27 protein-coding genes are annotated in these 24,152 nt (G+C 43.1%); 1 reads left to right on the top strand and 26 read right to left on the bottom strand.

Annotated elements, in window-relative coordinates; genetic code table 11:
- Positions 1-16: 16 nt before the first annotated feature.
- From MHI25_RS08615 to MHI25_RS08500, 24 genes are all read right to left on the bottom strand, one after another.
- Positions 17-1,156 carry an Mbeg1-like protein gene (locus MHI25_RS08615; RefSeq protein ID WP_339190243.1) on the bottom strand — a complete coding sequence of 380 codons (1,140 nt, stop codon included), beginning with the start codon at positions 1,154-1,156 and terminating at the stop codon, positions 17-19.
- 85 nt (positions 1,157-1,241) lie between these two features.
- Positions 1,242-1,541 (bottom strand): WXG100 family type VII secretion target, encoded by a 300-nt coding sequence (locus MHI25_RS08610; protein WP_036684485.1) that lies wholly within the window; start codon positions 1,539-1,541, stop codon positions 1,242-1,244.
- A gap of 46 nt (positions 1,542-1,587) precedes the next feature.
- Entirely contained in the window at positions 1,588-1,935 is a 348-nt protein-coding gene (locus MHI25_RS08605) for a WXG100 family type VII secretion target (RefSeq protein ID WP_340395254.1), read from the bottom strand.
- A gap of 16 nt (positions 1,936-1,951) precedes the next feature.
- Positions 1,952-5,836 (bottom strand): type VII secretion protein EssC, encoded by a 3,885-nt coding sequence (gene essC, locus MHI25_RS08600; RefSeq protein ID WP_340395253.1) that lies wholly within the window; start codon positions 5,834-5,836, stop codon positions 1,952-1,954.
- A gap of 5 nt (positions 5,837-5,841) precedes the next feature.
- Entirely contained in the window at positions 5,842-6,669 is an 828-nt protein-coding gene (locus MHI25_RS08595; protein ID WP_076281076.1) for a DUF5050 domain-containing protein, read from the bottom strand.
- A 14-nt stretch (positions 6,670-6,683) separates the two neighbouring features.
- A complete protein-coding gene (locus MHI25_RS08590) occupies positions 6,684-6,914 on the bottom strand; it encodes an EsaB/YukD family protein (RefSeq protein ID WP_175623546.1) in 231 nt (76 codons plus the stop codon).
- A 17-nt stretch (positions 6,915-6,931) separates the two neighbouring features.
- Complete coding sequence (locus MHI25_RS08585; RefSeq protein ID WP_076281078.1) at positions 6,932-7,429, bottom strand: hypothetical protein; 498 nt, start codon at positions 7,427-7,429, stop codon at positions 6,932-6,934.
- A gap of 14 nt (positions 7,430-7,443) precedes the next feature.
- The gene (locus tag MHI25_RS08580) at positions 7,444-7,926 is read right to left on the bottom strand and encodes a hypothetical protein (protein ID WP_076103998.1); all 483 of its coding nucleotides are present in this window, start codon (positions 7,924-7,926) and stop codon (positions 7,444-7,446) included.
- 17 nt (positions 7,927-7,943) lie between these two features.
- The gene (locus MHI25_RS08575; RefSeq protein ID WP_076281079.1) at positions 7,944-8,138 is read right to left on the bottom strand and encodes a hypothetical protein; all 195 of its coding nucleotides are present in this window, start codon (positions 8,136-8,138) and stop codon (positions 7,944-7,946) included.
- A 29-nt stretch (positions 8,139-8,167) separates the two neighbouring features.
- Positions 8,168-8,968, bottom strand: a complete 801-nt coding sequence (locus MHI25_RS08570) for a hypothetical protein (protein WP_340395252.1) — start codon at positions 8,966-8,968, stop codon at positions 8,168-8,170.
- A gap of 77 nt (positions 8,969-9,045) precedes the next feature.
- Positions 9,046-10,029, bottom strand: coding sequence for a hypothetical protein (locus MHI25_RS08565; protein WP_340395251.1), 984 nt, complete (start codon positions 10,027-10,029; stop codon positions 9,046-9,048).
- The gene (locus MHI25_RS08560; RefSeq protein WP_339172564.1) at positions 10,007-11,479 is read right to left on the bottom strand and encodes an ATPase, T2SS/T4P/T4SS family; all 1,473 of its coding nucleotides are present in this window, start codon (positions 11,477-11,479) and stop codon (positions 10,007-10,009) included. The genes MHI25_RS08565 and MHI25_RS08560 overlap by 23 nt, the downstream gene beginning before the upstream one ends.
- Positions 11,480-11,492: 13 nt before the next feature.
- Positions 11,493-12,320, bottom strand: coding sequence for a hypothetical protein (locus tag MHI25_RS08555; RefSeq protein ID WP_076301354.1), 828 nt, complete (start codon positions 12,318-12,320; stop codon positions 11,493-11,495).
- Complete coding sequence (locus MHI25_RS08550) at positions 12,299-13,180, bottom strand: hypothetical protein (RefSeq protein WP_076281084.1); 882 nt, start codon at positions 13,178-13,180, stop codon at positions 12,299-12,301. Before MHI25_RS08550 ends, MHI25_RS08555 begins: the two co-directional genes overlap by 22 nt.
- Positions 13,180-14,469, bottom strand: coding sequence for an AAA family ATPase (locus tag MHI25_RS08545; RefSeq protein WP_340395250.1), 1,290 nt, complete (start codon positions 14,467-14,469; stop codon positions 13,180-13,182). The genes MHI25_RS08550 and MHI25_RS08545 overlap by 1 nt, the downstream gene beginning before the upstream one ends.
- A 294-nt stretch (positions 14,470-14,763) precedes the next feature.
- Positions 14,764-15,663 (bottom strand): 5'-3' exonuclease H3TH domain-containing protein, encoded by a 900-nt coding sequence (locus tag MHI25_RS08540; RefSeq protein WP_076126491.1) that lies wholly within the window; start codon positions 15,661-15,663, stop codon positions 14,764-14,766.
- A gap of 60 nt (positions 15,664-15,723) precedes the next feature.
- Positions 15,724-16,089 carry an arsenate reductase family protein gene (locus tag MHI25_RS08535; RefSeq protein ID WP_076126405.1) on the bottom strand — a complete coding sequence of 122 codons (366 nt, stop codon included), beginning with the start codon at positions 16,087-16,089 and terminating at the stop codon, positions 15,724-15,726.
- A 193-nt stretch (positions 16,090-16,282) separates the two neighbouring features.
- Positions 16,283-17,269 carry an RluA family pseudouridine synthase gene (locus MHI25_RS08530; RefSeq protein WP_076206337.1) on the bottom strand — a complete coding sequence of 329 codons (987 nt, stop codon included), beginning with the start codon at positions 17,267-17,269 and terminating at the stop codon, positions 16,283-16,285.
- Position 17,270: 1 nt separating this feature from the next.
- The gene (locus tag MHI25_RS08525; RefSeq protein ID WP_076126402.1) at positions 17,271-17,837 is read right to left on the bottom strand and encodes a cob(I)yrinic acid a,c-diamide adenosyltransferase; all 567 of its coding nucleotides are present in this window, start codon (positions 17,835-17,837) and stop codon (positions 17,271-17,273) included.
- A 171-nt stretch (positions 17,838-18,008) separates the two neighbouring features.
- Complete coding sequence (locus MHI25_RS08520) at positions 18,009-18,197, bottom strand: aspartyl-phosphate phosphatase Spo0E family protein (RefSeq protein ID WP_232061510.1); 189 nt, start codon at positions 18,195-18,197, stop codon at positions 18,009-18,011.
- Positions 18,198-18,447: 250 nt separating this feature from the next.
- The gene (locus MHI25_RS08515; RefSeq protein WP_036683526.1) at positions 18,448-19,668 is read right to left on the bottom strand and encodes an aminotransferase class I/II-fold pyridoxal phosphate-dependent enzyme; all 1,221 of its coding nucleotides are present in this window, start codon (positions 19,666-19,668) and stop codon (positions 18,448-18,450) included.
- A 13-nt stretch (positions 19,669-19,681) separates the two neighbouring features.
- On the bottom strand, positions 19,682-20,182 hold the full coding sequence (locus MHI25_RS08510) for an Lrp/AsnC family transcriptional regulator (RefSeq protein WP_036683529.1): 501 nt from the start codon (positions 20,180-20,182) through the stop codon (positions 19,682-19,684).
- 259 nt (positions 20,183-20,441) lie between these two features.
- Positions 20,442-20,825 (bottom strand): spore coat protein, encoded by a 384-nt coding sequence (locus tag MHI25_RS08505; RefSeq protein ID WP_076126401.1) that lies wholly within the window; start codon positions 20,823-20,825, stop codon positions 20,442-20,444.
- Between the two features lie 30 nt (positions 20,826-20,855).
- A complete protein-coding gene (locus tag MHI25_RS08500; protein ID WP_036683535.1) occupies positions 20,856-21,089 on the bottom strand; it encodes a spore coat protein in 234 nt (77 codons plus the stop codon).
- A gap of 176 nt (positions 21,090-21,265) precedes the next feature.
- On the opposite strand from MHI25_RS08500, the gene MHI25_RS08495 reads away from it, so the two are divergent.
- On the top strand, positions 21,266-22,516 hold the full coding sequence (locus tag MHI25_RS08495) for an FAD-dependent oxidoreductase (protein ID WP_339172547.1): 1,251 nt from the start codon (positions 21,266-21,268) through the stop codon (positions 22,514-22,516).
- 440 nt (positions 22,517-22,956) lie between these two features.
- Here the strand turns inward: MHI25_RS08495 and MHI25_RS08490 are convergent, their stop codons facing one another.
- Entirely contained in the window at positions 22,957-23,502 is a 546-nt protein-coding gene (locus MHI25_RS08490; RefSeq protein WP_076301359.1) for a hypothetical protein, read from the bottom strand.
- A gap of 212 nt (positions 23,503-23,714) precedes the next feature.
- The gene (locus MHI25_RS08485) at positions 23,715-24,134 is read right to left on the bottom strand and encodes a DUF350 domain-containing protein (protein WP_036683543.1); all 420 of its coding nucleotides are present in this window, start codon (positions 24,132-24,134) and stop codon (positions 23,715-23,717) included.
- Between the last annotated feature and the right edge of the window lie 18 nt (positions 24,135-24,152).

The raw sequence follows: 24,152 nt of genomic DNA, 5'->3' as shown, positions 1-24,152 counted from the left end.
CGATTCCAGTTAGTAATCAGAATTCAAAATCCAGCTTCAATTCTGGAAATTTGAGCATTTGATTCATGGTTGTTTCAACCACCTTATCTAGATGTAATGTCATTTGGTTCGTTAGTTTCTCCATACGTTCCATGAGGGCATTTGTCAGTTTATTCAACCATTCCTCTACATGGTCCATCAGCTTATCCCCTACCGGACTGCAAATCAGTAGGATGGATAAGACAGCTTGCGTGATTTCATTAAGCTCTTCTGCTATTCCCGCTGCCTCTAGCATGGCTGCTTCAGATAGTTGTTCAAATTTCGCAGAGATGTCATCGAATAAGAAGGATTCCGGAATATTATTCATTTCGGTTCTCCACTCGCTGAACTTCGCATCCAACATTCGTTCATATTTGTGGGCAATTTCAATCAGTGCACCTCGCACTTTTCCTACATCCAACTGATCTATTAAGGTAAATATCACGTAACCCAAATGGTCCGATGCAGCTTCTGTTAGTCCGACGGTATCCCCAAATCCACTCATAACAGCATCAAAAACAGGCGTATGCTCTTCCGTTAGGATATTAATCTTAGATAGCAAAGCATAGGCATTCCCTTTTTCACCTATAATCACATTCCCCTCAGCGTCAAAGGTATAGCGCTGCCAAAGCGAATCAGGAATTAGAAATTCCGTTTCTTCTATACCCGATTTAGCAAATACAATCTCTTCGTTGTGTTTGCCTAACGCGGATACAAGACTGTTATAAGCCACAATATTTTTAACCTGAAGCTTTCCCTTTTGCTCCACAGTCAGAATGTTTGCTATACCTGGTGCGTCGAATACCACACCACCAATCCCCTCATTAACCGTTGCTGCATAAAGAGCTAAGGCACCGCCCATGGAATAACCAGTAACCTGGCAATCCTTCTCCCCTTTGTTTTTTAATAAAAATCTTGATGCTTCCTCCGGCATGCTGCTCTGACCGCTTAACAGAGACTGCAGATCCGCAAGCCAATCTTTTCCTTTATATGTAAAGATAATTAATCTATCATCATGCTCATCTCTATAGGCATAGGCTGCTGCACCAGCAAAAGCCAGACTATCCGTCAGTTCGAGACCGTCTGCTGCTTCTACAACTGATGCCAGTGTTATGTATTGTTGTTCGGTCAGCTTCACTTACAGATCCCCCCAAATAAATTCACATTAAAATCATACTAACAAGGCAGATGGCTCAAAATCTGCCTTGTTATGTTTGCCAGCATTATTTTCCACGCAGTTTACTTGCCATTTCTTGCTCGGCTTGTTGCTTGATGTTAGCAATTTGCGTTAGGTTCTTACTGATATTCTCTACACAGAGAACCATTTCCTTAAAACTAGGCATAAGTCCATCGAATTGTTGTATAAAAGCTGTTTGTGATTCTCCTTGCCACCAACCGCTAACGGCATGAATTTCAGATTGCAATTGTTTGATAAGAGTATCTGCATTATTTGCTTTGGTTTTAATAGACTTAGCTACACCTAGTGCCTGATCCGGATTAAATGTAAGATTGTTTCCCGCCACATTATTCACCTCCTTTCAAAGCATTTATATCTCAACAACCCTGTCATTACTTCTGGCTTTGCTTTTGTTTTTCTAATTGCTTTTGTTTCAGTGCCTCTTGCGCCGCCTTCTCTGCTAGTCTTCGCTTTTCTTCTCTTTCCTGTTCAGCACGGATCACTTCTGAAGCCACTCTTTGGACCCCACTTTCGAGCCTACCCAGCATTGTGAGCAGGGTCTTCATTTCGCTATCCAGCTCGTTGTATTCACTTTGAAATGCCCTAGAAGCCGTACCGGTCCAATAGCTGGCCGATTGTGTATAATCGCTTTGCAGTTTTTTTGAAGTACTGTTTACTTCATTAGTTAGACTATGGATCTGTGAAGCGTTTCCCCTGATTTCTGATGGACTAACTGACACTAGCTACACCTCCATCCTAAACTCCTACTCCCGCATTAACTCGATTCTCCTTACTCCATACGGCACATCTTAATCCGGTATATTTATTCTTTACAATGAGATAGCCATCACCTTGCTCCCCTTCTTTCTCCTGGGTTCCGTAAGGTAAAGAAACATTGTAAAGATTTTGTTCTTTCATTCTTCCTAGCAAAATCCCGGTCTGTTCTTCTCGGATAGTCTTGCCCAAGGAATCCCAATTAGAGGTAAGATCACTTGTGTTATCTGCCGCTAGAACAGCTACCTTCATACCGCGTTCTTGCTTCACAATTCGTTCAATCAGCTCATGCAGCATGTACTTGTCTCCGCTCGTAAATTCACTTAGACGATCAATAACGAAGATGATCTGCTTCCACTGTTTCATCAGAGCGCCAACGTCACCACCGGACATTCTGCATGAGAGAATTTCACTGCGTCTAGTTTCCAATTGTTCTTTGATCCCATCAATGAAATTGTCCAAATCATCCACGTTCGATAAATCCGTTACGTAAGACTGTTGTATCAGTTCATAAATGCCCATAGCAGATGAATCCAGCGCATATACCTCTATATCCTGCTTTTCGCTCATCAGCTTCATCCACGATACAAGTAAAGTGCTCTTTCCTGACATAGCCTCTCCAGCTATCATCAGCACTGGTGTTGCAACAAGGTCTATAAACACAGGCTGTAAATCATTGTTGCCCAAGCCTATGGCCAGTTGCTCTGTATTATTATTGAGCTGCCGCAGATCAATCGTAGAAGGCATCACCGGAATTGGTGCGGCTCCACTTAGATTCAAAGCCTCCATTCTCTTCAAGATGAGCTCGGTAGCAGTATGTTGATATTCAGGAAGCGAAGTCTGAAATTCCAAAGGCGGCTTGCCTCTTACCAATCCTCTGCCTGCAACCTTTGCGGGTTCCAAGCCTTCCGTTCGTCCTACAATACCATCATATTCACTCTTCTCAGTCATCTGGAAGCTGATCGCCATTTTGAAGTTAACCGAAAATTTATATCTGACCAAAGCACTATTGGTTGCTGTAGCGACCATATAAATACCGTATTTAAAACCTTCACGAGCCAGCAGCACCATTTGAGCGTCAAAATCTTCGTAGGTCTCCGATAAAGCAAAGTAGTTGTCGACTATGACTATAAATGCGGGCAGTTTTCGTCCACTTCTACGGTAATCATTGAACCCTTCACTTCCATTATTTTGAAACAGCGTTCTTCGATCCTCCATAACCCTGAACATAAAGCGCATAAATTGGTCAATTTTATCTTCTTGCTCCAGTGTCATTACCCCACCGACATGAGGAAGCTTCTCCATAGCTTTAAGTGAGCTTCCGCCAAAATCCATAATATAGATATTGACGTCCTCCGGCGGATACATCAGAGCCAGCGATAAACATAACGTTTTGAGGAACACAGTTTTACCTGTACCCGGCGTTCCATAGACAAACAGATTCCCCTCAGATGCAAAATCTATCTCCAGCGCTTCCTGTCTCTGTCCTCTTGGATCATCCATGAGCCCCACTGGCACACTGAGCAGTTTCTGCTGCTGCGGCCATCTACCTTCTGCTAAGCTATTCGGCAGCAATAAATCGAGGTAGACTACATCAGGCAGTGGCGGTAGCCAAGGCCCTTTCATTGGAGAAATCCCATATTGCTTGGCGGTTTCTGTAATGTATTCAACCATGGCATGGAGCTGGGAAGCGGACTCATTTTTGGAGATTTTCTCTTCTTCAAGCGGAAAGATCTGCTCGCTTCTACCATTCAGAGCTACCTTATAGATTCGTTTGGGCTTGTTCTCCTGTTTCTGTAGTTCGCCTTTCGGATCATAATCAGCACCAGAATACGCAGATTGGAACAACTCAAAGATCTCATCATTTCCGACCTGTATATACGCCCGTCCCGGTTCCTTAATCATGGCCGCATCAGGACGTTTAATAACATCCCTACTGTCAGCCTCATCCTGCACTTTAAGACATATTTTAAATTTCGAGTTACTCCATATCTGGTCATCCACTACGCCGGCAGGCTTCTGGGTGGCAAGGATCAAATGGACGCCAAGGCTTCGACCTACCCGGGCCGTACTTACAAGCTCTTTCATGAAATCCGGTTGATCCTGCTTAAGCTCCGCGAACTCATCCGCAATCATAATCAGATGGGGAATAGCTGGCATGTTACCTTTCACATCTTTGCTATAAAATAATTTCTGGTATTTATCAATATTGTTCACGCCATATTCCGAGAAGACACGTTGCCGCCGCATGAGCTCACTTTTGATAGACAATAGTGCTCTCGTCGTTTGATTTCCATCCAAATTCGTAATGGTACCGACCAAATGAGGCATTCCTTTAAATACATCTGCCATGCCTCCCCCTTTGTAATCGATGAGAACAAAAGCAATATCATGGGGATGGTAATGAATGGCTTGGGATACGATGATACTTTGCAGTAACTCACTTTTGCCAGAACCTGTTGTTCCGGCTACAAGACCATGGGGCCCAAACCCCGTCTCATGCATATCTAAAAATAAAGCTTCTCCGCCAGCTCTCACCCCTATAGGTACGCTCATGCCCATATAGGTTTTGTTGCGGGTCCAGTTCAGAATTACATTTACTTCAGACACCTTTTCGTTCTGTAGCATTTCCATCAGCGTGATGGAGGATGGAAGCGAGAAACTAGCACTTGAATTTTTAATACGAAGCGGTGCGAGCTTTCTCGCGACTAGATCTAAATCATTTATGTCTGCCTGGTCTGGAGTAAACACGATCTTCTCTCCGGTTAATCGATTGGCCATTTCACCACTTTTTCCGTTTAAATGAATAACCGTTTTACAGTTCATGGGCAGATAAGCGGAATTCTTGGCGATAAAAAGGGTTGATACTCCAAGCTTTACACTGCCGTTGTACAAATATTTACTGATTAGCTCATTCTCAAGCAAGGAAGCGTCCTCTACAATAAAGAGATAATGGGGCAATACACCACCGCTCAAAGACCTCATCTCCCGTTCCTTCAAAGAGCCATAAATCTCGGACAAGGTCTGATGGGCAATGGCTTTACCACATAAAAGGAATCTGATATTAAACCCGTCATCCCATAGGTGGGGTACAAATTTCAGCCAATCCCATTTCTCCAATTCATCCTCTGCGGCAAGAACAATAACCCTGACATCGTCATAACCATGATGAGTCACAAGCTGTAGCAGCATCAGCTTTATTAGCACAGCTGTTTTATCGCTTTCACCGGCAATCCCGCATATTTCGGAAGTCACCAGATTAACCGTTATGGGAACATTCGAGACCTTCTCGAATTCCATGGCCAATCTCTGCGGCTCCATCAACAGCGGGTCCGTTTCAAGGATGATCGCCTGTTTGGTGTATTTGATGTGCAGTTCCAGCGGTACACTTCCCACCCCGATCCGCAGAGCCAGAAAATCATTATGTGAAGGCGTTTTTTCCCATAGCTTGTTATCCCTGCGCAGGATTCGTTGCACACATTCCGCAGGTTCCGGGCTCATTTCATTCATGGCTTTTACCTGTTGTTCGCGAGCTATCGACAATTCGCTGCGGACATCGGTTATAAATTGAAGATATTTTTCTTCCCGTTCCTTCTTCTTTAGCTTATATTTCCGAATCTGAGAAGTTGCTCCTGTCAATGACCCAATCAGTGTCATTACTGTAGTCGCAACTGAGATCAGTAAATAGATAGACTGTGAAGTCATTGCGATTAATACGGTAATAATCAACATTACGATAGGTGGAAGCAATATTCCGAACCAAGAGATTTCTGGTTTCTCGTTAATCATAGGTGGATTAGGAACATCAATTTCTCCCCGGGGCATATCCGGTAGGAAACGGGGCTGACGACTGAATTCATAGCTCATTAGATCTACCTTCCTATAAAGGTTATTGTCTCCGCCTCTCCACCAAATAGAGAGATTCGATGCCATTCACGACCACTGCAAAAATAAAGATCATTGTCCAGAACATGTAAATAGTCCGCGCTTTCCCCAGATATTCGAATACTCCCTCCATGCAATGGATCCACTCGATATATACTGTTGTCATTTAATCGGTTAGCACAATAAATATATTTGTCATCCGAGCTCATACTAAGGGCATCTATATTGTCTACCACAGTTACCGTATCACGCTCCACATCAAGCAGCGTCAAGCGGTGTCCATTCCCGGCATCTGGAAAACACAGTTTACTTCCTATTCGGATCAGTAAACTTGTAACCATTTCACTAATCCTTTCACTAGCCTCACCGGATTCTATGCTCCTCTTAATCCCATTTGGTGTAGCATAGTAGATTTGTCCTTCATACAAGAGAAAACTCTCCACATGCTCATCAATCAGCTTTATATCACGTTTACCACTAGTAGCACAGCGATACAATCGATGGTCCTCCTCGTGAATATAGTAGATCCAATCTTCATGTCGCTGAAGCTGATAACAAGGTTTGTCTAACAATACTTCTGTATGTTGCTTTACAATATCAAGCTTACAGAGCACATTCCCCTTTAACTGATCACTGTAATAAAGGAAATTTCCAGCCTCATTCATGAACCAGAACAAACCCTCATAATGAATAGGCACTGCTTGATCATTCGCTCTATCTAAAGAATAGGTTCCTGAATAATTTTTAATATCCGTAATAAAAAGAGATTCATCAGCCTTTAGGATTAATCCGCCACTTTGCAGGTTGCTATTCATTTCATTGCCCCTTCTCAGATAAGTGTGAGCAGTGCGCCTTGGGCTACACCTTCTTGATCCAAGGTTTTACTATTACTTAATATTCTGCCTAATGGCTCAGCCTGAAGCTTGGCCCCGCTTCTCTCCTTTAAGCTCAAGGACTCCATTAACATGTCTAACAGTTCTTCTATAGTCACAAACACCGGAACTTTTAGGTCCATTCTTAGAGCTGTATCCGTTTGAAAAGTAACCATTATATAATCCATTCCGATTATTCCTTTCATCAATTCTTAACGGAGAGAATATATTTCCTCTCGCTAATTAACTGATAATCTACTTCTTTGTCTGCTTCTTCAGCGAGCTTTAAGTATCTGGTTTTAAATTTGTATGTTGCCTGTGCTTTCACATTAACTTCTGATACTCTTTGACTGGTTTGGGCATTCTCCATGTTAGAAAAATCTAAACTTACCGTAAAATCATTGTATCTATCATCATTGGATGTAAATGTAAGCACGTTGCCATCATCGGTCTGTTCCGATACATTTAGAGCGCTTTCGAACGCATCTGAAAAGTATTCTTTGAACCTCTCCTCGTTAATCACCGCATCCAGTCCACGTAGCAGTTCATACTCCAAACTCCGATCCTTAGCTGCCCGGCAAGCATTTGAGATCGCAGTGCTCAGCACTACCTTCTCTCTAAATACAATGCCCATCTCCACCAAAGGCTCCACAACAATTGACACTAGAATAATCAACAATACTCCTACTGCAATATTTTTCACCAAAAGTCATCCTATCAATCTATATAGTAGTCCAGATCCTTATAATGTTTCAGGCCTGTCGTTGACATGGAGAAGTGGACCGGAATTTCACGCTCCAGCTTCTTTCCCCATAAAGTGATAGAGAAAGGATACACAGCTTTAATCTCAACCGTAAGTGGTTCGCCTCTTTGCCGATAAGGTTTATTCCATTCGTTCCCTTCATCGTAATATGAGGTTTCATCATCATTACCAATCGCATTATCATGATCTGCATTAGTGACCGTAATGACAATATCATCGGCTTTATCTCGGTAAATAGGGCGCTCCTGTAATCTCTCCATAGCATCCTCATAATACGATTCCTTCAAGTAGTTATCACCAGCTACAATCTGCGAAACACTATACGTCTCTGTGACTAGCGTTAAATACCATGGGAAAAAGAAAGCCAAATTCACAAACAGCAGAATCGTAACCGAAGTCAGTATGGTAAGTAATACTGCCTTTGCTATCCCTTGCATTGTATTTTCACCCCAAATTAGCTAACCATCTTTTTGATCAAATCATCGAATAAAAATGTCCAGATATCATCAACCCATCCTGCCAGTACTCCGCCCTTTAAATAAGTGACTACCACACCAATTAATATAATAACGCCGACCGTAATCGCGATTTGCTTGATGCCTACTTCCCCTTTTTCCTCCACTAGCAATTCCTTTAGATCTGTCTTCATTCGTGTATCCCCCTATAAATAAAATTGGCTTATTGAAACATCTTCATCGAACTCAGAATGGTAAATAAATAGTACATAACGATATAAATGGCCAACACTATAATCAGTAGAAATTGGATTCTTGCACTGCTGCGCTGCCTGCTCTCCAGTTCTTCTTCCAAAGCCCTGATTCTGAAGCCATCTAATTCATTCTTGAGATATGCCATCTGAGACACATTATCGTATCCTTTAAGCCTAGTCTCCATAATGTCGCAGAACTTGATCACATAATGCATTGGAATCCGTTTCTTCAGCTGCTTAAAAGCGAATTCTTCTCCGTAATCAATATTATCCAGCATCACACCAAGCTCCTCGGCTATATCAGGATTTGCACTGGGAATGTAATCCTTAAGCACATCCGAGAAATGTATGTTGACCGACTTTATATACTGGTAATAGACCATACTATAAAAGGCTGGGAAATCCAGGGATATATTTTTGTTCTTCTTATCGATAATCTTCTCCAACTCGACCACCGGATAGAGCCAGCCCAGCATGATGAAGATGGCAGAGATACAGCCAAGCAGGATGTTCACCTTCCATAGCAACAACATAATCACAATAGCACTTAGCGAGTACATGTATTGCTCGGTCCGTATTTCCTCTGGAGTCTTTTGTAGATCAAGTCGGTCAATGATTTTCTTGAATCTTAACCTTTCAGCACTTCCCAATAACCCTTTAACATATTTCATTGCAATTCTTCGTTTATATTGGTTGAACTTCTCTTTTAACGCCGCATTTTTACGCTGCTTGATATATTGACGTGCACGTTTTTTTTGTTTTCTGCTCACAGGTTTAAAGAAGGGGTATAACATTATCTTGATCAAATAAAGGATGGAGAGCATGGCTATCAGCTTAACTAGGAATATCATTTGCGCTCACCACCCATGCCGACGTTCCCTTGGAGTACCTGGCTGCGTGCAAAGCTTAAACAAATGACACTAATCAATATCGTGTTGATCAATTTCCCAACATTACTTACAAGCATAAATTCTCTAAAATCCTTTACAGTTAATGCGTACAAGAAAAAAAGCACAATGATTCCGGTTTTAAACATAAAATCTCGATTCATCTTTCTAAAAATCCGTTCCTTTTTAGAGTTAATCTCGCGCAGCACGGCATTTTCATCTACAATATCGAGGAAAATGTCTGCCATACCTTTTCTTTCGTTATATTCGAAAACCACTGCTTTTTTTGTGAAATTATCAAATTTAGGACCAAGCTGTCTATTTAACAGCGTAATAGCTTGCTTAAAGGAATAGCCGTTGTTATCACAATTATCTATAAACTGCTGGAAATAGGGCCTAAGGTTAGGACTGATATATTCATCGCTCTCCATCACCTTTTTAATGGCTACTAGTACACCTTCACGGGCTAACGGACAAATTACATCTTCGGCATCCATTATATTTTCCAGCCGTTCTACTTGGATGGCTCTAGACTGCATCACGAAAAAAGTAAACAAGCCTACAAAGATTGAAATCGTGATCACAAGCGAAAGCGTAATGCTATTCATAAGCAGAACCACTAGCAGAGCTATAATAGCAAAACAAATGCAAAGCATTGAGGTGAAACTCTCCAGTGTAAAAGGCATATTAAAATCTAAAATTAGACCCTCTACCATTCGATTGTATTTCGCATAAATATTTTCCTTCTGCCTGACAATTCGTTCCTTCTTGATCCGGTCGACATAACGCTTTGTGTTATACTTGCCAAGGTACTCTGCGAGGGTATCCATAACGTCGAGAACATATCTTACAGACCCTTGAAAAAACTTGACCTCAAAGATGGCGTTAAATAGTACAAATGCAGCCGTACCAAGAAGTAGACTAATGATTAAAGTTGTATTCATCGAATTCGTACACCTCTGTTTCGCCCTCCAACGGATCCTTGGTAAAGAACTCAAACCTGCTTCTCTTAATTCCGGCCTTGAGCATTAGCTGCTGTATATTCTCCGAGATCTTTCCTACACGTAAATGTCTGCCAACAATTTTGATCATCTTCTTGCCTTCAATCATCTCTTCAATAACATCATCACAATCAAATCTATAGATTTGATTAATCAGTGGATTCAAGCCATCTGAGCCCAAAATCTCTGAAATTGAAGTCACTTTACGCGTACCATCTGCCAGTTTCTCTTGAAAGATTACAAATTTTACAGCACTGCAGATATTTCGTAGAGCAAGTTCCGCTGGCTCATTAGAGGCCATTAGATAGGCCGTTAGAAATCTGAAGATCGCTTCCTTATCCCCCTCTGCATGAAGTGTGGAAAAGAAATAGTGTCCCGTCTGTGCTGCTCGGAGCGCTGTGGCGAATTCACCGGGTGTTCGAAGCTCCCCTGGTCCAATCCAGTGAGGTGATTGTCTCATCGCATTAATAAGCAAATTTTCCATAGTCGCTGGGCTTGAGTCATCATCATCAGGGACCGACTCGTATTGCAACACATCATTCAGCACTCTACCGTGTTCGCTGTTATCTTCTCTTTGAATCAATCTCATCTCCGAAGGATTTTCAATGGTAATGATCCTTGATAGAGGATTGATCTCCTTCACAAGAATTTCATTTAGCGTTGTCTTTCCGCTTCCTGTCGGTCCCACTGTAATCCAGGATAAGTCTGATTTCGGGATCAAAGACAATAATTTATACATGTTTGAGGAGAAGGATTTATTCTCAATAAGCATTTTCGGAACAATACTCTTCTTGCTGAACTTTCGGATCACAAACGCTGGTTGGTCATACGGTGAGATCTCAGCATGAGTGGCATTCACACGATACCCCTCAATCGTTCTGGCATTTACCATGGGTATCTTTGGAATCAGCCGAACCTTGGAGATACCTATAAGCTTGGCGATAATCCGTTCCATATGATCACGATCTGTAAAATGTTGATCCCACTGCAGGCTTCTTCCGCCGCTTTCCACAAAGATTTGATCAGGTCCGTTGGCTCTGATTTCATCTATACCAGGGTCCTCCATAGCCTTGGTAATAGGACCATAGTGAGTGATTTCATTGGTGAGTGCGTTTTTCAACTCTGCTAGGTCATAAAATCCCTCGACAGAAGGTTTCTGTGCATCTACAAATTCATTTATGTAAGCCTTCGTCATTTCACGTTTTCGAGCAGGGTCGCTTTCTCGCCTATAGGCATGTGTCGTTATTTTCGTAATATATTTTTGGCATAACTCCAAAGCCTCATCAAAGCTTATGGTCGTATATTTACTAGCCAGATCCTCCATGTTCTCCTTCGGCCCTACCTGATGCAGTACTTTTTGCTGCATATCGCTAATTTTCGCACGTGTCAGCAAATCGCTCTCCCCTTTACTGATCCGCCAACCGATCGGCCAGTTTTTGGATCTCTTTTTTGAAATATTTATTGATTAGGGGGTTATCTTTTATGTACAGCCTGCCCTCATGTGCACGAACTACGGCATCCTTCACAAGTGGCAGTACAGAAACTATGTTAAAACCCATATCCTTCATAACCTTATAATCAAATTCAACATGCTGAATATTCATCATCACCACACTGGTGAACTTAGCCGTACTTATCCCCACCGATTTAGCATAGTCCAGCAGCTTCACCATATTTATTGTAGCTTCCATCCTCTCTGTTGCCGTAAAGAATCCTATGTGACAATACTTCATGGCACCCAGACAAAATTCCAATGGAGGGTTGTTGGGAATGTCGATCAGCACGATATCAAACATCTGCTTAAGTGTAGTAATTACACGCTCTAAATTTCCAAACTCAAAATCAAAATACTCCTCCATTAGATCCTGTGGACTAGCTGATAACAGGAACAGCTTCTCGTATTTGGTCCGCTGTAATTCATCTCGGAAATCTACCTTGTCGCTTTTCAACACCTTAATTAATCCTTGCCCCTTCTTATGTGCAGGGACATCTAGAAATTGATATAAGTTTGGATAAAACACCTTAAGGTCAACCACACAAGTATTTAGACCCTTTTGAGATAACAAATATCCTAAGTTGCTTATGAGCATGGCATTATCTACACCATCACAAGCAGGTATAAAACCTACTACACTATAAATCAGATTATTCTCTTGAAGTTCGGCACCGACGAGATCCTTAGATGATATTTTCTGAAAAATGCTGTCGATTCCTAATCCTCTTTTCCGATCCACGATTCCACCTCTTTCTCCAAAGTGGGCAATTGGTCAATGATGACATCACTACTTTTTCTGCTCAGTATGGTAATCAGAAATGAATTTCCATTAAGTCCTTTGTATTTGGCATAGTTGTTAATTTGTGCACTCGTCCCCTCGAGAAGTAATGCTTTAGGTTGAATGTTCTTTAAGAAATCCTTACTCTTCATAACATTTTGTTTCTTATCCTCATCCAGTTTCTGCACTTCTTTATATACTTCGTAGATGGAATGACTACTTGCGTTGAGCATATCCTTCACAACAATGCTTTCAAACAATACTTCAGTTTTTTTGATCGTATTGGTGGACTCGGAATAAATAGCGTTTGGATTGCCACCCGCGGTATCCTTCTCCTCTACCTCATAGGACACACGGATACGAACACGGTCTCCTGGCATTAGAATATCTCCACCAACCTCCAGAAAATTATAAGGAAGCGTCAAGACCTCATTTTCCTCATTCACTTGATACAGCCATTCATTTTTTTGCGGTTTTTCATCCAGTAACTGATCTTTGTAGAGCACGCTGTTTTCTCGAAGATAATATGCGGACAGTTTATCCTTCACCGAATCTATATCTTCAGACAACACCATGTCCTCCGTGTATTCTTTTTTGATAATATTGTATTTCTCAATCATAGGTTCCGTAATGACTACGTAAGCCGGAATACCATCACTCTGCTTCACCCGCAACACCTCTACCACATCGCTGGCATCTTTGCTGGCTTTCGTAATGAACATATATGAAACCACGATGATCAATAGACTAAAGAGCAATGCTGCAATCCGCTTGAACATTTGCTTATTGGGTGTCGCGTTTTTAAGCCCGCTTAAATCCATTAACTACTCCCCTCCAGTAATCTAAGAAGTATATTTCCATATGCCCGCTCATGGTCTTTGTTTGAATATACAAGCGGCACATCGGTTTCAATCTGAGTATCAAAGTCCGTGTCATAAGAGACATGACCTGCCACTTTCATTCCGTATGTAAAGCTTTCTAAAAGACCGGATGTAGCAATTGCACTTACCTTATCTGGTACGAAAATTTCACCTTGAAATCTGGAACGGTCATTATATTTGGTGACAATTACTTTTGATTTAGCATTCAAATAGGCCGTATTTTCCTTATTCAGTGTCTCTTCCACATTCCTCAGAGTGCTTAAAACAGCATATAGATTATTGGGAATACAGAGGCCAAAGCTGTCGATATGGATTAATGCTTCTCGAAATCTGTCTAATAAGTTCAGTGGTAGATCCAATAGGATCAAATTAAATTTGTTTCGGAGTAAGGACAACAGACCGACAAGTTTAGAGCTGGTGTAAAATTGCTCGATTAACTTGGGGTCGGAAAAGCTGTAACCCAGTCCAGCCAGCCATAGATTTTCTTTCAAATGAAAAGCCGTAGTCAAACAATCCTGAGGTCTTGCTAACGTTCGGATGAGAGATGCATTTATATCTTCATCCCGCTTGGTTCGTTCATGAAAGCTGCTAAAATACATATTCGTACTTCGATATTCGATGTCCATATCCACGATTATTACATTCAGACCCCGTTTACTCGCTTCACTTGCAACATTGATAGTTGTGCTAGTAATTCCGCATCCACTATGGCCGGTTATCGCTACAATACGACTAATCCCTCGGCTAATCTTATCAAGCTCCCTAGTAAGGGTATCTGTAGCCTGTAATTCAGTTGGGGCTTTCAGTTTCGGTTTAAAGCGATCCAGAAACGACCCTTTTCTGTCTATACTCTTTTGATTGCTCTTATCGTCGTGAAGTCTGGAATGTTGTTTCAATTGAGGTTTGGTATCGTATAAATGCTCAAGAGCTTCCTGAAATAATACTGGTGTAATGCGTATGTATTCGTAATTCTTAATTTGGAGATTCGGATATCTATAGCTGAGATTCTCCCATTCTTTATCTTTCCTTATGTGCCTGGTGAGGATTAAAATCTTTACATTTGACTTTTGATTATATAAGAGCCAATTGATTAGGTTATTTAAATCACTCCTGTTCTGTTCCATCCTCAGAGATAATGCATCATCTGTTATTAATATGCTGTCTATAGAAGGATTGATGTTTTGCAAAAACTCCAAAATACCTCCAAGGACTAATTCAGACTCGTTCACTACGTCTATGGTCCGCCTGCAATAATTACCTACTATCTTCTGGAACTTGTGCGTGACCAAAAGTATCTTCATCTCATCATCACCTACTATGGAAAATAATCCCTATGTATTTCCTTTGAAATTTCATTAAACCAATATCCATGATTAGAAACCTTAATTTGTAATTAAGTCAAAAAAAGACATATATTGATAAATTTCCACATGAATTCGACAACAAAAAAAGCAGATCAAGGAAAGTAACCTTGATCTGCCATTATGTTTATTCACCTTTTCATCAGAAGAGAACCACTCTCCTTAACCCAGATCACCTAACTCAATCTGTACAATTCCCCGTTCGTCCTGCACCTCAGCGATCAAATGCATCAGGCTGCCAAATTCCAGTTCTTGAAATTTACGCGCGGCTGTTTCCCGTTGTAATTGCCATAAAGCTTCCGCCAGTTCACAGACCACAGGCACATCACAACGGATTTCAGCCAGCTCTCTTGATAGATGCAGCATATCAAGGTCGGCTTCAATTTTGGACCGTACACCTTTAGGGAGCAAGTGAAGATTCTCAATTACACCTTCAACTGTACCGTATTCCGTTAACAGCTTCAGCGCGGTTTTCTCACCAATCCCTTTTACACCAGGGTAATTATCACTTGTATCGCCCATAAAGCCCTTCAGGTCAATAACCTGTCTAGGGGTTAGACCTTTATCCTCAAGCAATTCTGCAAGGTCATAAACTTTATAGTTGGAGCGTCCTTTTTTCATAATGACGACCTTAACATTCTCATCAATAAGCTGCAGCATATCATGGTCACCCGTCAGAATGTAAACCTCAGAATTATCGCTGTAACAGGATGCTAGCGTTCCAATGCAATCATCTGCTTCATAGCCGGCAAGACCGATGTTTGGCACACCTAGCTCAGCCACTACTTCTTTTACTAGATCAAATTGCGGAATTAATTCCAGCGGAGCTTCGATCCGGTTGGATTTGTATCCATCATATTTCTCGGTACGGAACGTTCCTTTACCCATATCCCAGCAGCATACGACATGAGAAGGCTCAAACGTACTTACTGCATCAAAAAAATACTGCAAAAATCCATATACCGCATTCGTCGGTAAACCTTCTTTTGTCTTGCGAATATATCCTCCATAAGAGGTCGCATAAAAGGCCCGGAACAGCAGAGCCATTCCATCTACAAGCATTACCCGGCCCGTTGTATCTGTTCTCACTTATAAACCTCTCCCTTGATCGTTGTATTGATATTAAACATTAGCCCAAGTATCGGCATATTGGTCTTCTTTGAATCCCACCGTAACTTTAACTCCATCGGTGACAATCGGACGTTTGATCAACATCCCGTGGCTTGAGAGCAGTTCTAACTTCTCCTGTTCCGTAAGCTGGGGCAGCTTGTCCTTCAGACCTAATGATTTATATACTTCACCGCTTGTATTAAAAAACTTCTTCAGCTCAAGGCCGCTGTTCGCGAGCAGCTCACGCAGCTCGTCCACCGTAGGTGGCTGCTCTGCGATGTGCTGAAGCTCCAGCTCATGACCTTGTCCCTGCAACCATTTCACTGCGCTGCGGCAGGTGCTGCATTTGGGATATTGATATACTTTTAATTTGCTCATGCTGTGCTCCTTTAATAATCGGCTAATAATATCGTAACTACGGGGAATGTTTGGATTTCTGGCCGCTGTTGTCTACAGATTTCTTCAATTTCACCGTTAAACGAGGTTGAAATCCGCAGACAAGGGCGGTCGCTATCGCTCCTACAGTTCCAAGCTTCCCCTTCGCCACTCCATCGCCTGAATTATAATTTTATCACAAATCCGCTGTCGGACCTTGCTCCAATATTTTCTCCAAGTCTGCCATATCAGGTGGCAACGGGGCCTCGAAAATCATTTCTTGCAGAAGCACCGGGTGCTTGAACGTCAGACGGACTGCGTGCAGTGCCTGACGCGGTATGGAAGCATCGAGTGCTGCAACGGTCTCTAATTGCTCGCTTTGAGTTGAAGTCAATTCTGGTAGATTGTACAGCTCATGACGGTACATGCTGTCCCCAATCAGCGGACAGCCGATTGAGGTCATATGGACCCGAATTTGATGCGTACGCCCACTCTCCAGCTTTAGTTCAACTCTAGAGCCAGCTGAATACACCTGCTTAACCTCATATCGGGTTAGGGAAGGATATCCATCCGGTGTCACGATACGCCGATGTGGCTCCTCAGGATCACGATCGATAGGGCCGTCGATATCGCCGGATAACTCCGCAGGAACCCCGTGAACAAATGCAGCGTAACGCTTATCCACAGTACCGGCGATCATCTGCTCGGAAATATGCTGATGGCTGTAAGGATTTTTGGCGATCACTAACACACCGGAGGTCTCCTGATCCAGACGGTGAACAGGCCGGAAACGGAAGCGTTCATTCTTCTGTGCCCAATAATAAACCACACCATTGGCAAGCGTGTCGGTGTAATGTCCATGTGTGGGATGAACTATAATTCCCGCTGCCTTGTTAACCACTAGCAGATGTTCATCTTCAAATAAAATCTCAAATGGAATCGGCTGCGGCAAAATATCATCCGAAGTCTCCGTTTCCATGCGAATCTGCACGGTATCTCCTGCCTTTACATGCACACTAATGTATACACGTTCACCGTTTAATGTAATGCCTTGCTCCGTCTGCTTCAGGCGAGAGAGCAGCTTGCGTGAGACATCCATCCGTTTGTGCAGGATGGTCTTCAGCAGGAAGTCATCCTCTTCAGGCGGTATGATATAAGTAATGGGTGAATAATAGCTTGTCATATTAGTCTCGGAACACCTTTTTACTGCGGATGTATTCTACATCAGTAATCCCTGACCGTGTATTAGCCGTTCTAGCCAAAGCAAAAAAATAATCCGACAATCGATTAAGATAAATCACCGCTTCTGGGTTAATGTCCGCAGTTCGCCCTAAGGTAACCGCCCGGCGTTCTGCACGACGGCAAACCGTGCGGCATACATGTAGAACCGAAGCCAGCTGACTACCTCCTGGCAGGATAAATTTCTCAAGTGGCGGATTCTCCTCTTGTAGAGTATCTATCCAGCCTTCCAGCCGCTGAGCCATCTCACTTGTCACCATATATTGACCACCATCAGCAAGTCTAACAAATGCTAAATCCGTGCCGCAATCAAACAGCTCATGCTGTATTTCGAGCAATTGCTCGCGGACATCGTCGAAATTATCACTTTCCATCAGGCTTCGTGCTTGCCCTACAAAACAATTCAGCTCATCGATCGTTCCGTAGGCCTCGACGCGGACATCATCCTTGCCGACCCGGCCGCCAATCACTGAGGTCTGACCTGCATCACCCGTACGTGTATAAATCGCCATGGTTTAAGCCTCCTATCCATTCTTAAAAAACATATACTGATAGTTTAAGCTTTCTGCTATAAGGAAGGCAATAAAGATAGCAAATTAAGAGTATACACAAAAACACCATCATTAGTAAGAGTGCACAACAAAAAGAGGACCCTAGGGTCCTCTCAAGAGCATTCAGCAGCACTATTTTCCAGCTGGACGCCCCTTCATGTACTCATTTATTTTGAGGTCCAATAAACTGCTAATTTCAATCACATTATCCGAAGTGAATGATTTTTCCTGCAGGAAAAGCTGCTCCATCTTGCTGCGGAGTATTCTAATTTCATCTTCCAGAGAGAGTATGCGAGCAGAAGCATCACCCTTGGGGGGTATTTTCCCATTTCCAGAGAAACATTTCCCACCATAGGAAGGTAAGTAATAATCGGCGCTAAGCACAATCATCCCTCCCAAAAGTATTATTGAGCGCGTGCTGCAAAAGAGCATAAAAGTTAAATAAAGCAACTTCAAAGCAACGCTTAGTTCCAGAGTAAATGGATCCTTGTAAGTTCTATTATAGGGGCTAATTACTCTCAAAGTAAAATAATACCATAGGATTGTATGATCGGCTATAGTTCAATTTTCACTAATCCGTTCTCTCACGTGTAAGCTTTGTGACAAAAGCACCAATGCGTTCTACCGCTTCGTTCAGTTGGGATACTGATGTGGCGTAAGAACAGCGTAAGTAACCTTCTCCACCTAATCCAAAGACACTTCCAGGCACAGCTGCAACCTTGTATTCAAGCAAAAGCCGTTGAGCAAATTGATCAGAAGTCAGCCCTGTCTTGCGCACGCTTGGAAAAGCGTAGAAGGCGCCCTGCGGCTCATGGCACTCCAGCCCTGCATCGCGTAGGCCCTTGACGATCAACCTCCGCCGTTGGTTATAGGAATCCACCATCCGGTCCTTCTCTTCCATCCCATTGGTCAGCGCTTCAAGTGCAGCCACCTGTCCCATAGAAGGAGCACACATCACAGTATACTGATGAATCTTAAGCATTGCAGCGATAAGATCCGGGTGACCACAAGCATACCCCATCCGCCATCCGGTCATTGCAAAAGCTTTGGAGAAGCCGCTAACCAGAATCGTACGGTCTATCATGCCTGGTAAAGAGGCAAAGCTGACGTGATTAATGCCATAAGACAATTCTGCATAAATCTCATCTGAAATCACTATAAGATCATGTTTCTCTACTACCTTAGCAATCGGCTCCCAATCTTCTCGGGTCATTACACTTCCCGTAGGGTTACTAGGGTAACACAAAATCAGAACCTTGGAGCGCGGAGTGATTTTGGCTTCCAAGCTTTCCGCAGTAAGTTTAAAGTTATTCTCACCAACCGTTTCAATACCTACAGGTATTCCTCCACCAATCGCGGTGATCGGCGAATAAGAGATATAACAAGGCTCAGGAATCAGAATTTCATCCCCCGGTGAAATCAGCGCACGTAGTGCCAAATCGATGGCCTCGCTTCCGCCAACGGTTGCTATAATTTGATTGGCAGGATCATATTCCACAGCAAAACGGCTGTGCAAGTAATTCGCGATCCCTTCCCGCAGTTCAGGCATCCCTGCATTGGATGTATACCCTGTAAATCCTCTTTCCAGCGAATAGACACAAGCCTCTCTGACATGCCAGGGGGTCTTGAAGTCAGGCTCTCCAACTCCCAAAGAGATGATATCCTTACTGCCTGCAGCCAGATCAAAAAACTTGCGGATACCCGAAGGTTGAATTTGCTGTACCAACGGGGCCAAATAAGAATCCATTGATTTGCTGTCTTCTCCAGTTAGCTGCGATTTATTCGTGATCATATGATTACTTCCTTTATGGAGAGATCATCAGACGGTTGTCTTCCTCATGCTCTTCGAAGATGATCCCGTCCTGTTTGTATTTTTTAAGGGTAAAATTCGTTTTGGTTGAAAGTACTGAATCAATTGGAGACAGCTTCTCAGATACAAAATTGGCCACTTCACGTAAATTCCGGCCTTCCACTTCCACCAGAAGATCATAAGCACCAGACATCAGATAAACTGATTTGACCTGTGGATACAGGTAGATTCGCTCGGCAATCCCTTCAAAACCACGCCCTCGTTCAGGCGTAATCTGCACCTCAATCAGTGCGGTTACCTTCTCATCGTCCACTTTATCCCAGTTTACAACGGCGGCATATTTTACAATGACATGATCTTTCTCCAACTGCTCAATCGCAGTCTTCACATCTTCTTCTTCCGCGCCAAGCAGCGTTGCTAAGAGTGCAGTAGATCTTCTCGCGTCTTCCTTAAGCAGTTCCAGCACTTTCCTCTTAAGCTCGTTCATTTCCTTCATGCCTTCCCTCCGGATAGTTCGCCAATGACGGTACGCTATTAATGCGTCGCCCCGCGAAAAGAGTTTAATACTAATATGACATGAAATGTGCATCTCTGCAAACAAAATAACCCCATAGGAGCTTCCATGAAAGGCAGAGTTTACATAGAACATACACAAAAAAATAGAAAAAACGCCCGTTCTACCGGATTTAACCAGTAAAAACGGGCGTTATCTCCACACACATGAAGCGATTTGCTTCATTCGCCAACCATCATGGTTACATTAAATGAGAAGGCTGATGTTGTCCGTTAGCCGGGATATGAGCATTCTGAGCGTATGCGCCAAATTGCCCGGTTTTTTGTTGAACAAATTGCCCGGTTTGCTGTTGCATTTGCTGTGCGGTTTGAAGCTGCTTGTCCACATCTTGGCGCAATGCTTTTGCAGGTGCAGGATACATATTCAATTGAGACATATGCGTGTATAAATCACCTTGGAGTTGCAAAGTGTCCATGGTCATAGTGTTAAAAACCCTACGAACGGCTGGACATGCTGATTCTGTAGCAGCTGTAGCATATTCGCGTACGGTCCGCTTCAAATCACACAAAATGGTGTTTAGTAAATCCTCATCCGGCATAAATGCCCCAGTATTTTGCGCGTTCATTAAATAACCTCCTTAGAATTAATATTGCAATTATTGTGGGCTTGTTGGCGCGTATTGTTGATGTTGTTGGATTAACTGAGTGAGCTCTGTCATGTGTTTGGTGTGATTTTGCATATGCTGCATACAAATTTGACGAACTTGTTGATTCTGTGTTGTCGCAGCTGTTGCTGCACATTGCTTAAGAAGCAAGTCCTCATTAGAGATGGAGTCAGCGATATATTCCAATTCCTTACCACTTAGCGCTTGCATTTGCGTTGATTGCATTTGTTGTAGTCCCTCCTTGTAGTTGATTCATACAGGCTTTAGTATGCCGCCTATGCCCGCGATTTATTTGCCGAAAGGCACTAGAGAGTTATGACAGAAATAAGAACATACCGCGAATGAGACGATAAAATGCCGCCAATACTAAATCACGGCACGAATGAAGGAGCGAACAATTCATGAATTTAAATAGTGGAAATACACCTTGGTCAAGCACTTTACAGAACCCTCCAACTTACCCCTCTCTAGAAGGTACTATTCATTGTGATTGCCTGGTTGTAGGCGCCGGAATGGGTGGGGCAATGGCCGCCTATCGCTTGTCCTTAAGTGGAGCGGATGCTGTTCTGATCGAAAAAAGACGGGTCGGCAGCGGCAGCTCGCATGCTAACACTGGACTCCTGCAGATTTCCAACGATAAATCGTTAACCTCATGTATGAACACCTTTGGGCAAAAGAACGGTTTGCTCTTTTATCAGTTATGCCAGGCTGGGGTAAGGAACATTCTGGACCTGCCGGACAAGCTCGATATCGATCCGCAGATCATTCCTCGCAGCAGTCTTTTGTATGCCAGCACTCCTGCGGATGTACCTGCATTGCGGGAAGAATATGAGAATCTCGTGGCTAATGGCTTCGATTCTGAATTCTGGGAAGAGGATAAGATTGCAGCTCTGTACTCTTTTTCAAAACCAGCAGGACTTTATTCACGTGGGGATGCCGAAGCGAATCCTTATCGAACGGTGCACAGCCTAATCGCCAAGGCAGCGTCGAATGGCGTCCGCGTCTTTGAACAGAGCGAAGCGAAACATTATGAGTTTACTGAGAATGGCGTGATTTGCCATACAGAAAGTGGCCGGATTATTGCCAAGGATGTTATTTTTGCAATGGGTTATGAAACACAGGAATTCAAAAAAGACCGGGGCGCTGAGCTGATCAACACGTATGCAGTGATGACCAAACCTCTAAAGGATTTTCCAAAGTGGCATGAGCGTAGCCTGCTGTGGGAGACAGCCCGCCCTTATTTATATTTTCGGACAACCCCTGAAGGCAGGATTATTGCAGGAGGTAAGGATGAGCAGCTGACAGACCCCGAACGTCGTGAGGTCCGGGTGATTTCTCAAGGTCAAAAATTGCTCGAAGAGCTTGAAGCCTTATTTCCAGAAATTAAAGGCATTGAGCTGGAGTACTCCTGGGGTGCTGTGTTCGGTTCTACTCGTGATGGACTTCCATATATCGGCCCACATCCAAAGTTCCCTCACTGTTACTTCATCGAGGGCTACGGAGGCAATGGGACGGTGTACAGTATGATCGCTGCGGAGTTGTTAACGGATACGATTGCCGGCAAACATCGGCCTGAGTTAGATTTATTCTCACTCACCCGATCAGCCAAACCCTCTCCTTCTAAGAGTTTGGACGTGATGAAACAGAACTGATTTTTGTAGAAAATAAAAACGGGGCTGTCCCTCGCAGCCGCTTCACTGCTTTTTGGACAACCCCGCTTTTTATTTTCCCTGCTTCAATCATAAATCCATCAGCCCATGGAGCTTACGGACTCAGTTGACGTTATTTACATGTTTTTAGCCTTTAAAGCAAGGTTTCGGACTCCAGTGATGCTATCCTTGGAAAGAGGCCCATATATAGGCGTTTTTCAGGCCAATAGCTGCACTAGAGTCCGATAGCATTCCAAATATCGGATAATGGTGCGATTAAGGTCGGTTGTGTCCGTTAGCGGGTTAATAAGCGCTTCCGACAGTGATTTCATATACACACGCTTTCGACAACGGACAACGGTCAAGTAAGGTCCAAAAAAAAGAAGGGGCGCCCCCAGCAGCTATTAGCTTACGGGACCGCCCCTTTTTTTATATACTTATTCTTACGCCTGAGCGTTGCTCAAATTGCGTACGAGCTGAATCCGATCTTCCTGCGCCAGACTGTGCTGAACATGGAAGCAGGAAGGACATACGTAAACATTGAGTGAGAATGGAGCGGTTAATACCGACTTACCTAATGTAGCTGGAGCAGACGGCTCAAAGCTGCTCACAGGCTGCTTACCCGCAAGGATAGTGAGCTCATGGCATTGAGTACATTCCGGAGCTTCCTCCTGAATGGCCAGAATAGCTGAGACACTCTCTTCGTACTTGTTCAAGTCATAATCATCGCCGAATTGATTAAGCGTATTATAGATTGGAACTACGCTGTCTTTATCAGGCTCTCCCCAAAGATCATCGTCATTAACAACCTCTTGTTTGGGTTCCTCTACGACTTCCTCTACTACTTCTTCTTCGATGCCGTCAATCCCAACAGTGACCGTACGGTATCCGCTAAGCTCATTGTTACAGTGAGGACAATTCTCCTCAGGTCCAAATTCCTCGTCCCATACAATTTCAGTATGACACCAAGGGCATACAGTTGTTTCCATCTTTTTAATCTCCTTCACACTTTCACTTTTAAATTTAATTCATCATTAAATAAATAATACCGGCTGCTATAAAAGCAATCGCTGACAGAAACAGAACTCGGGTGAGAATCTTCATGATTTCCTCCTAAGATACCCCACAAAGAGTGGGACTGCTCAATTCAAAGCTTGTCCAGATCCATAATCCTTTGCAGGGTGTCCTTATAAGGACGGATTTAAAAAATAGCCGCACCTATTACATAAGACAACGATACCGAGATCAGCATGGCAATAAGTCCAACAGCACGGTTATCCGCAGCGATCTCCTCGTCAATAGAGAATACAGGGGTCAGAAATTCAAATAAAAAATAGGCAAGCAGCAGCAGCAAAAAACCGACGACGGACCACTTCATTGTCTCGTAAATTGAAACACCAGCTTCAATACTGAAACGCAGTACGTTGCAAATTCCGAAGATTTTGCCGCCTGTGGCCATTGCCACTGCCAGGTTTCCCTTACGTATTTCTTCCCAGCAATTATATTTCGTTACCATTTCAAAAAAAGACAGAAATACAACCAGCCCAAGAATCGCCACTGCAAAGTAGCCAAGCAAGGCACCTAGCGGATGACCCAGCAAAAGATCAATATCTTCTTGCACGCTTTCCCCTTCTTTCTG

The sequence above is a fragment of the Paenibacillus sp. FSL E2-0177 genome (assembly GCF_037992975.1).
Classification (GTDB): Bacteria; Bacillota; Bacilli; order Paenibacillales; family Paenibacillaceae; genus Paenibacillus_AQ; species Paenibacillus_AQ odorifer.
Note: the sequence above shows the minus strand (reverse complement) of the source record. Positions and strands in the feature narration are given on the sequence as shown.

Excerpts from the sequence above, each read along its gene's own strand:
- essC (WP_340395253.1), bottom strand. The coding sequence starts at position 5,836 with ATGAGCTATGAATTCAGTCGTCAGCCCCGTTTCCTACCGGATATGCCC.
- MHI25_RS08595 (WP_076281076.1), bottom strand. The coding sequence starts at position 6,669 with ATGAATAGCAACCTGCAAAGTGGCGGATTAATCCTAAAGGCTGATGAA.
- MHI25_RS08590 (WP_175623546.1), bottom strand. The coding sequence starts at position 6,914 with ATGGATTATATAATGGTTACTTTTCAAACGGATACAGCTCTAAGAATG.
- MHI25_RS08580 (WP_076103998.1), bottom strand. The coding sequence starts at position 7,926 with ATGCAAGGGATAGCAAAGGCAGTATTACTTACCATACTGACTTCGGTT.
- MHI25_RS08575 (WP_076281079.1), bottom strand. The coding sequence starts at position 8,138 with ATGAAGACAGATCTAAAGGAATTGCTAGTGGAGGAAAAAGGGGAAGTA.
- MHI25_RS08565 (WP_340395251.1), bottom strand. The coding sequence starts at position 10,029 with ATGAATACAACTTTAATCATTAGTCTACTTCTTGGTACGGCTGCATTT.
- MHI25_RS08550 (WP_076281084.1), bottom strand. The coding sequence starts at position 13,180 with ATGGATTTAAGCGGGCTTAAAAACGCGACACCCAATAAGCAAATGTTC.
- MHI25_RS08540 (WP_076126491.1), bottom strand. The coding sequence starts at position 15,663 with ATGCTTGTAGATGGAATGGCTCTGCTGTTCCGGGCCTTTTATGCGACC.
- MHI25_RS08535 (WP_076126405.1), bottom strand. The coding sequence starts at position 16,089 with ATGAGCAAATTAAAAGTATATCAATATCCCAAATGCAGCACCTGCCGC.
- MHI25_RS08530 (WP_076206337.1), bottom strand. The coding sequence starts at position 17,269 with ATGACAAGCTATTATTCACCCATTACTTATATCATACCGCCTGAAGAG.
- MHI25_RS08525 (WP_076126402.1), bottom strand. The coding sequence starts at position 17,837 with ATGGCGATTTATACACGTACGGGTGATGCAGGTCAGACCTCAGTGATT.
- MHI25_RS08515 (WP_036683526.1), bottom strand. The coding sequence starts at position 19,668 with ATGATCACGAATAAATCGCAGCTAACTGGAGAAGACAGCAAATCAATG.
- MHI25_RS08510 (WP_036683529.1), bottom strand. The coding sequence starts at position 20,182 with ATGAAGGAAATGAACGAGCTTAAGAGGAAAGTGCTGGAACTGCTTAAG.
- MHI25_RS08505 (WP_076126401.1), bottom strand. The coding sequence starts at position 20,825 with ATGAACGCGCAAAATACTGGGGCATTTATGCCGGATGAGGATTTACTA.
- MHI25_RS08500 (WP_036683535.1), bottom strand. The coding sequence starts at position 21,089 with ATGCAATCAACGCAAATGCAAGCGCTAAGTGGTAAGGAATTGGAATAT.
- MHI25_RS08495 (WP_339172547.1), top strand. The coding sequence starts at position 21,266 with ATGAATTTAAATAGTGGAAATACACCTTGGTCAAGCACTTTACAGAAC.
- MHI25_RS08490 (WP_076301359.1), bottom strand. The coding sequence starts at position 23,502 with ATGGAAACAACTGTATGCCCTTGGTGTCATACTGAAATTGTATGGGAC.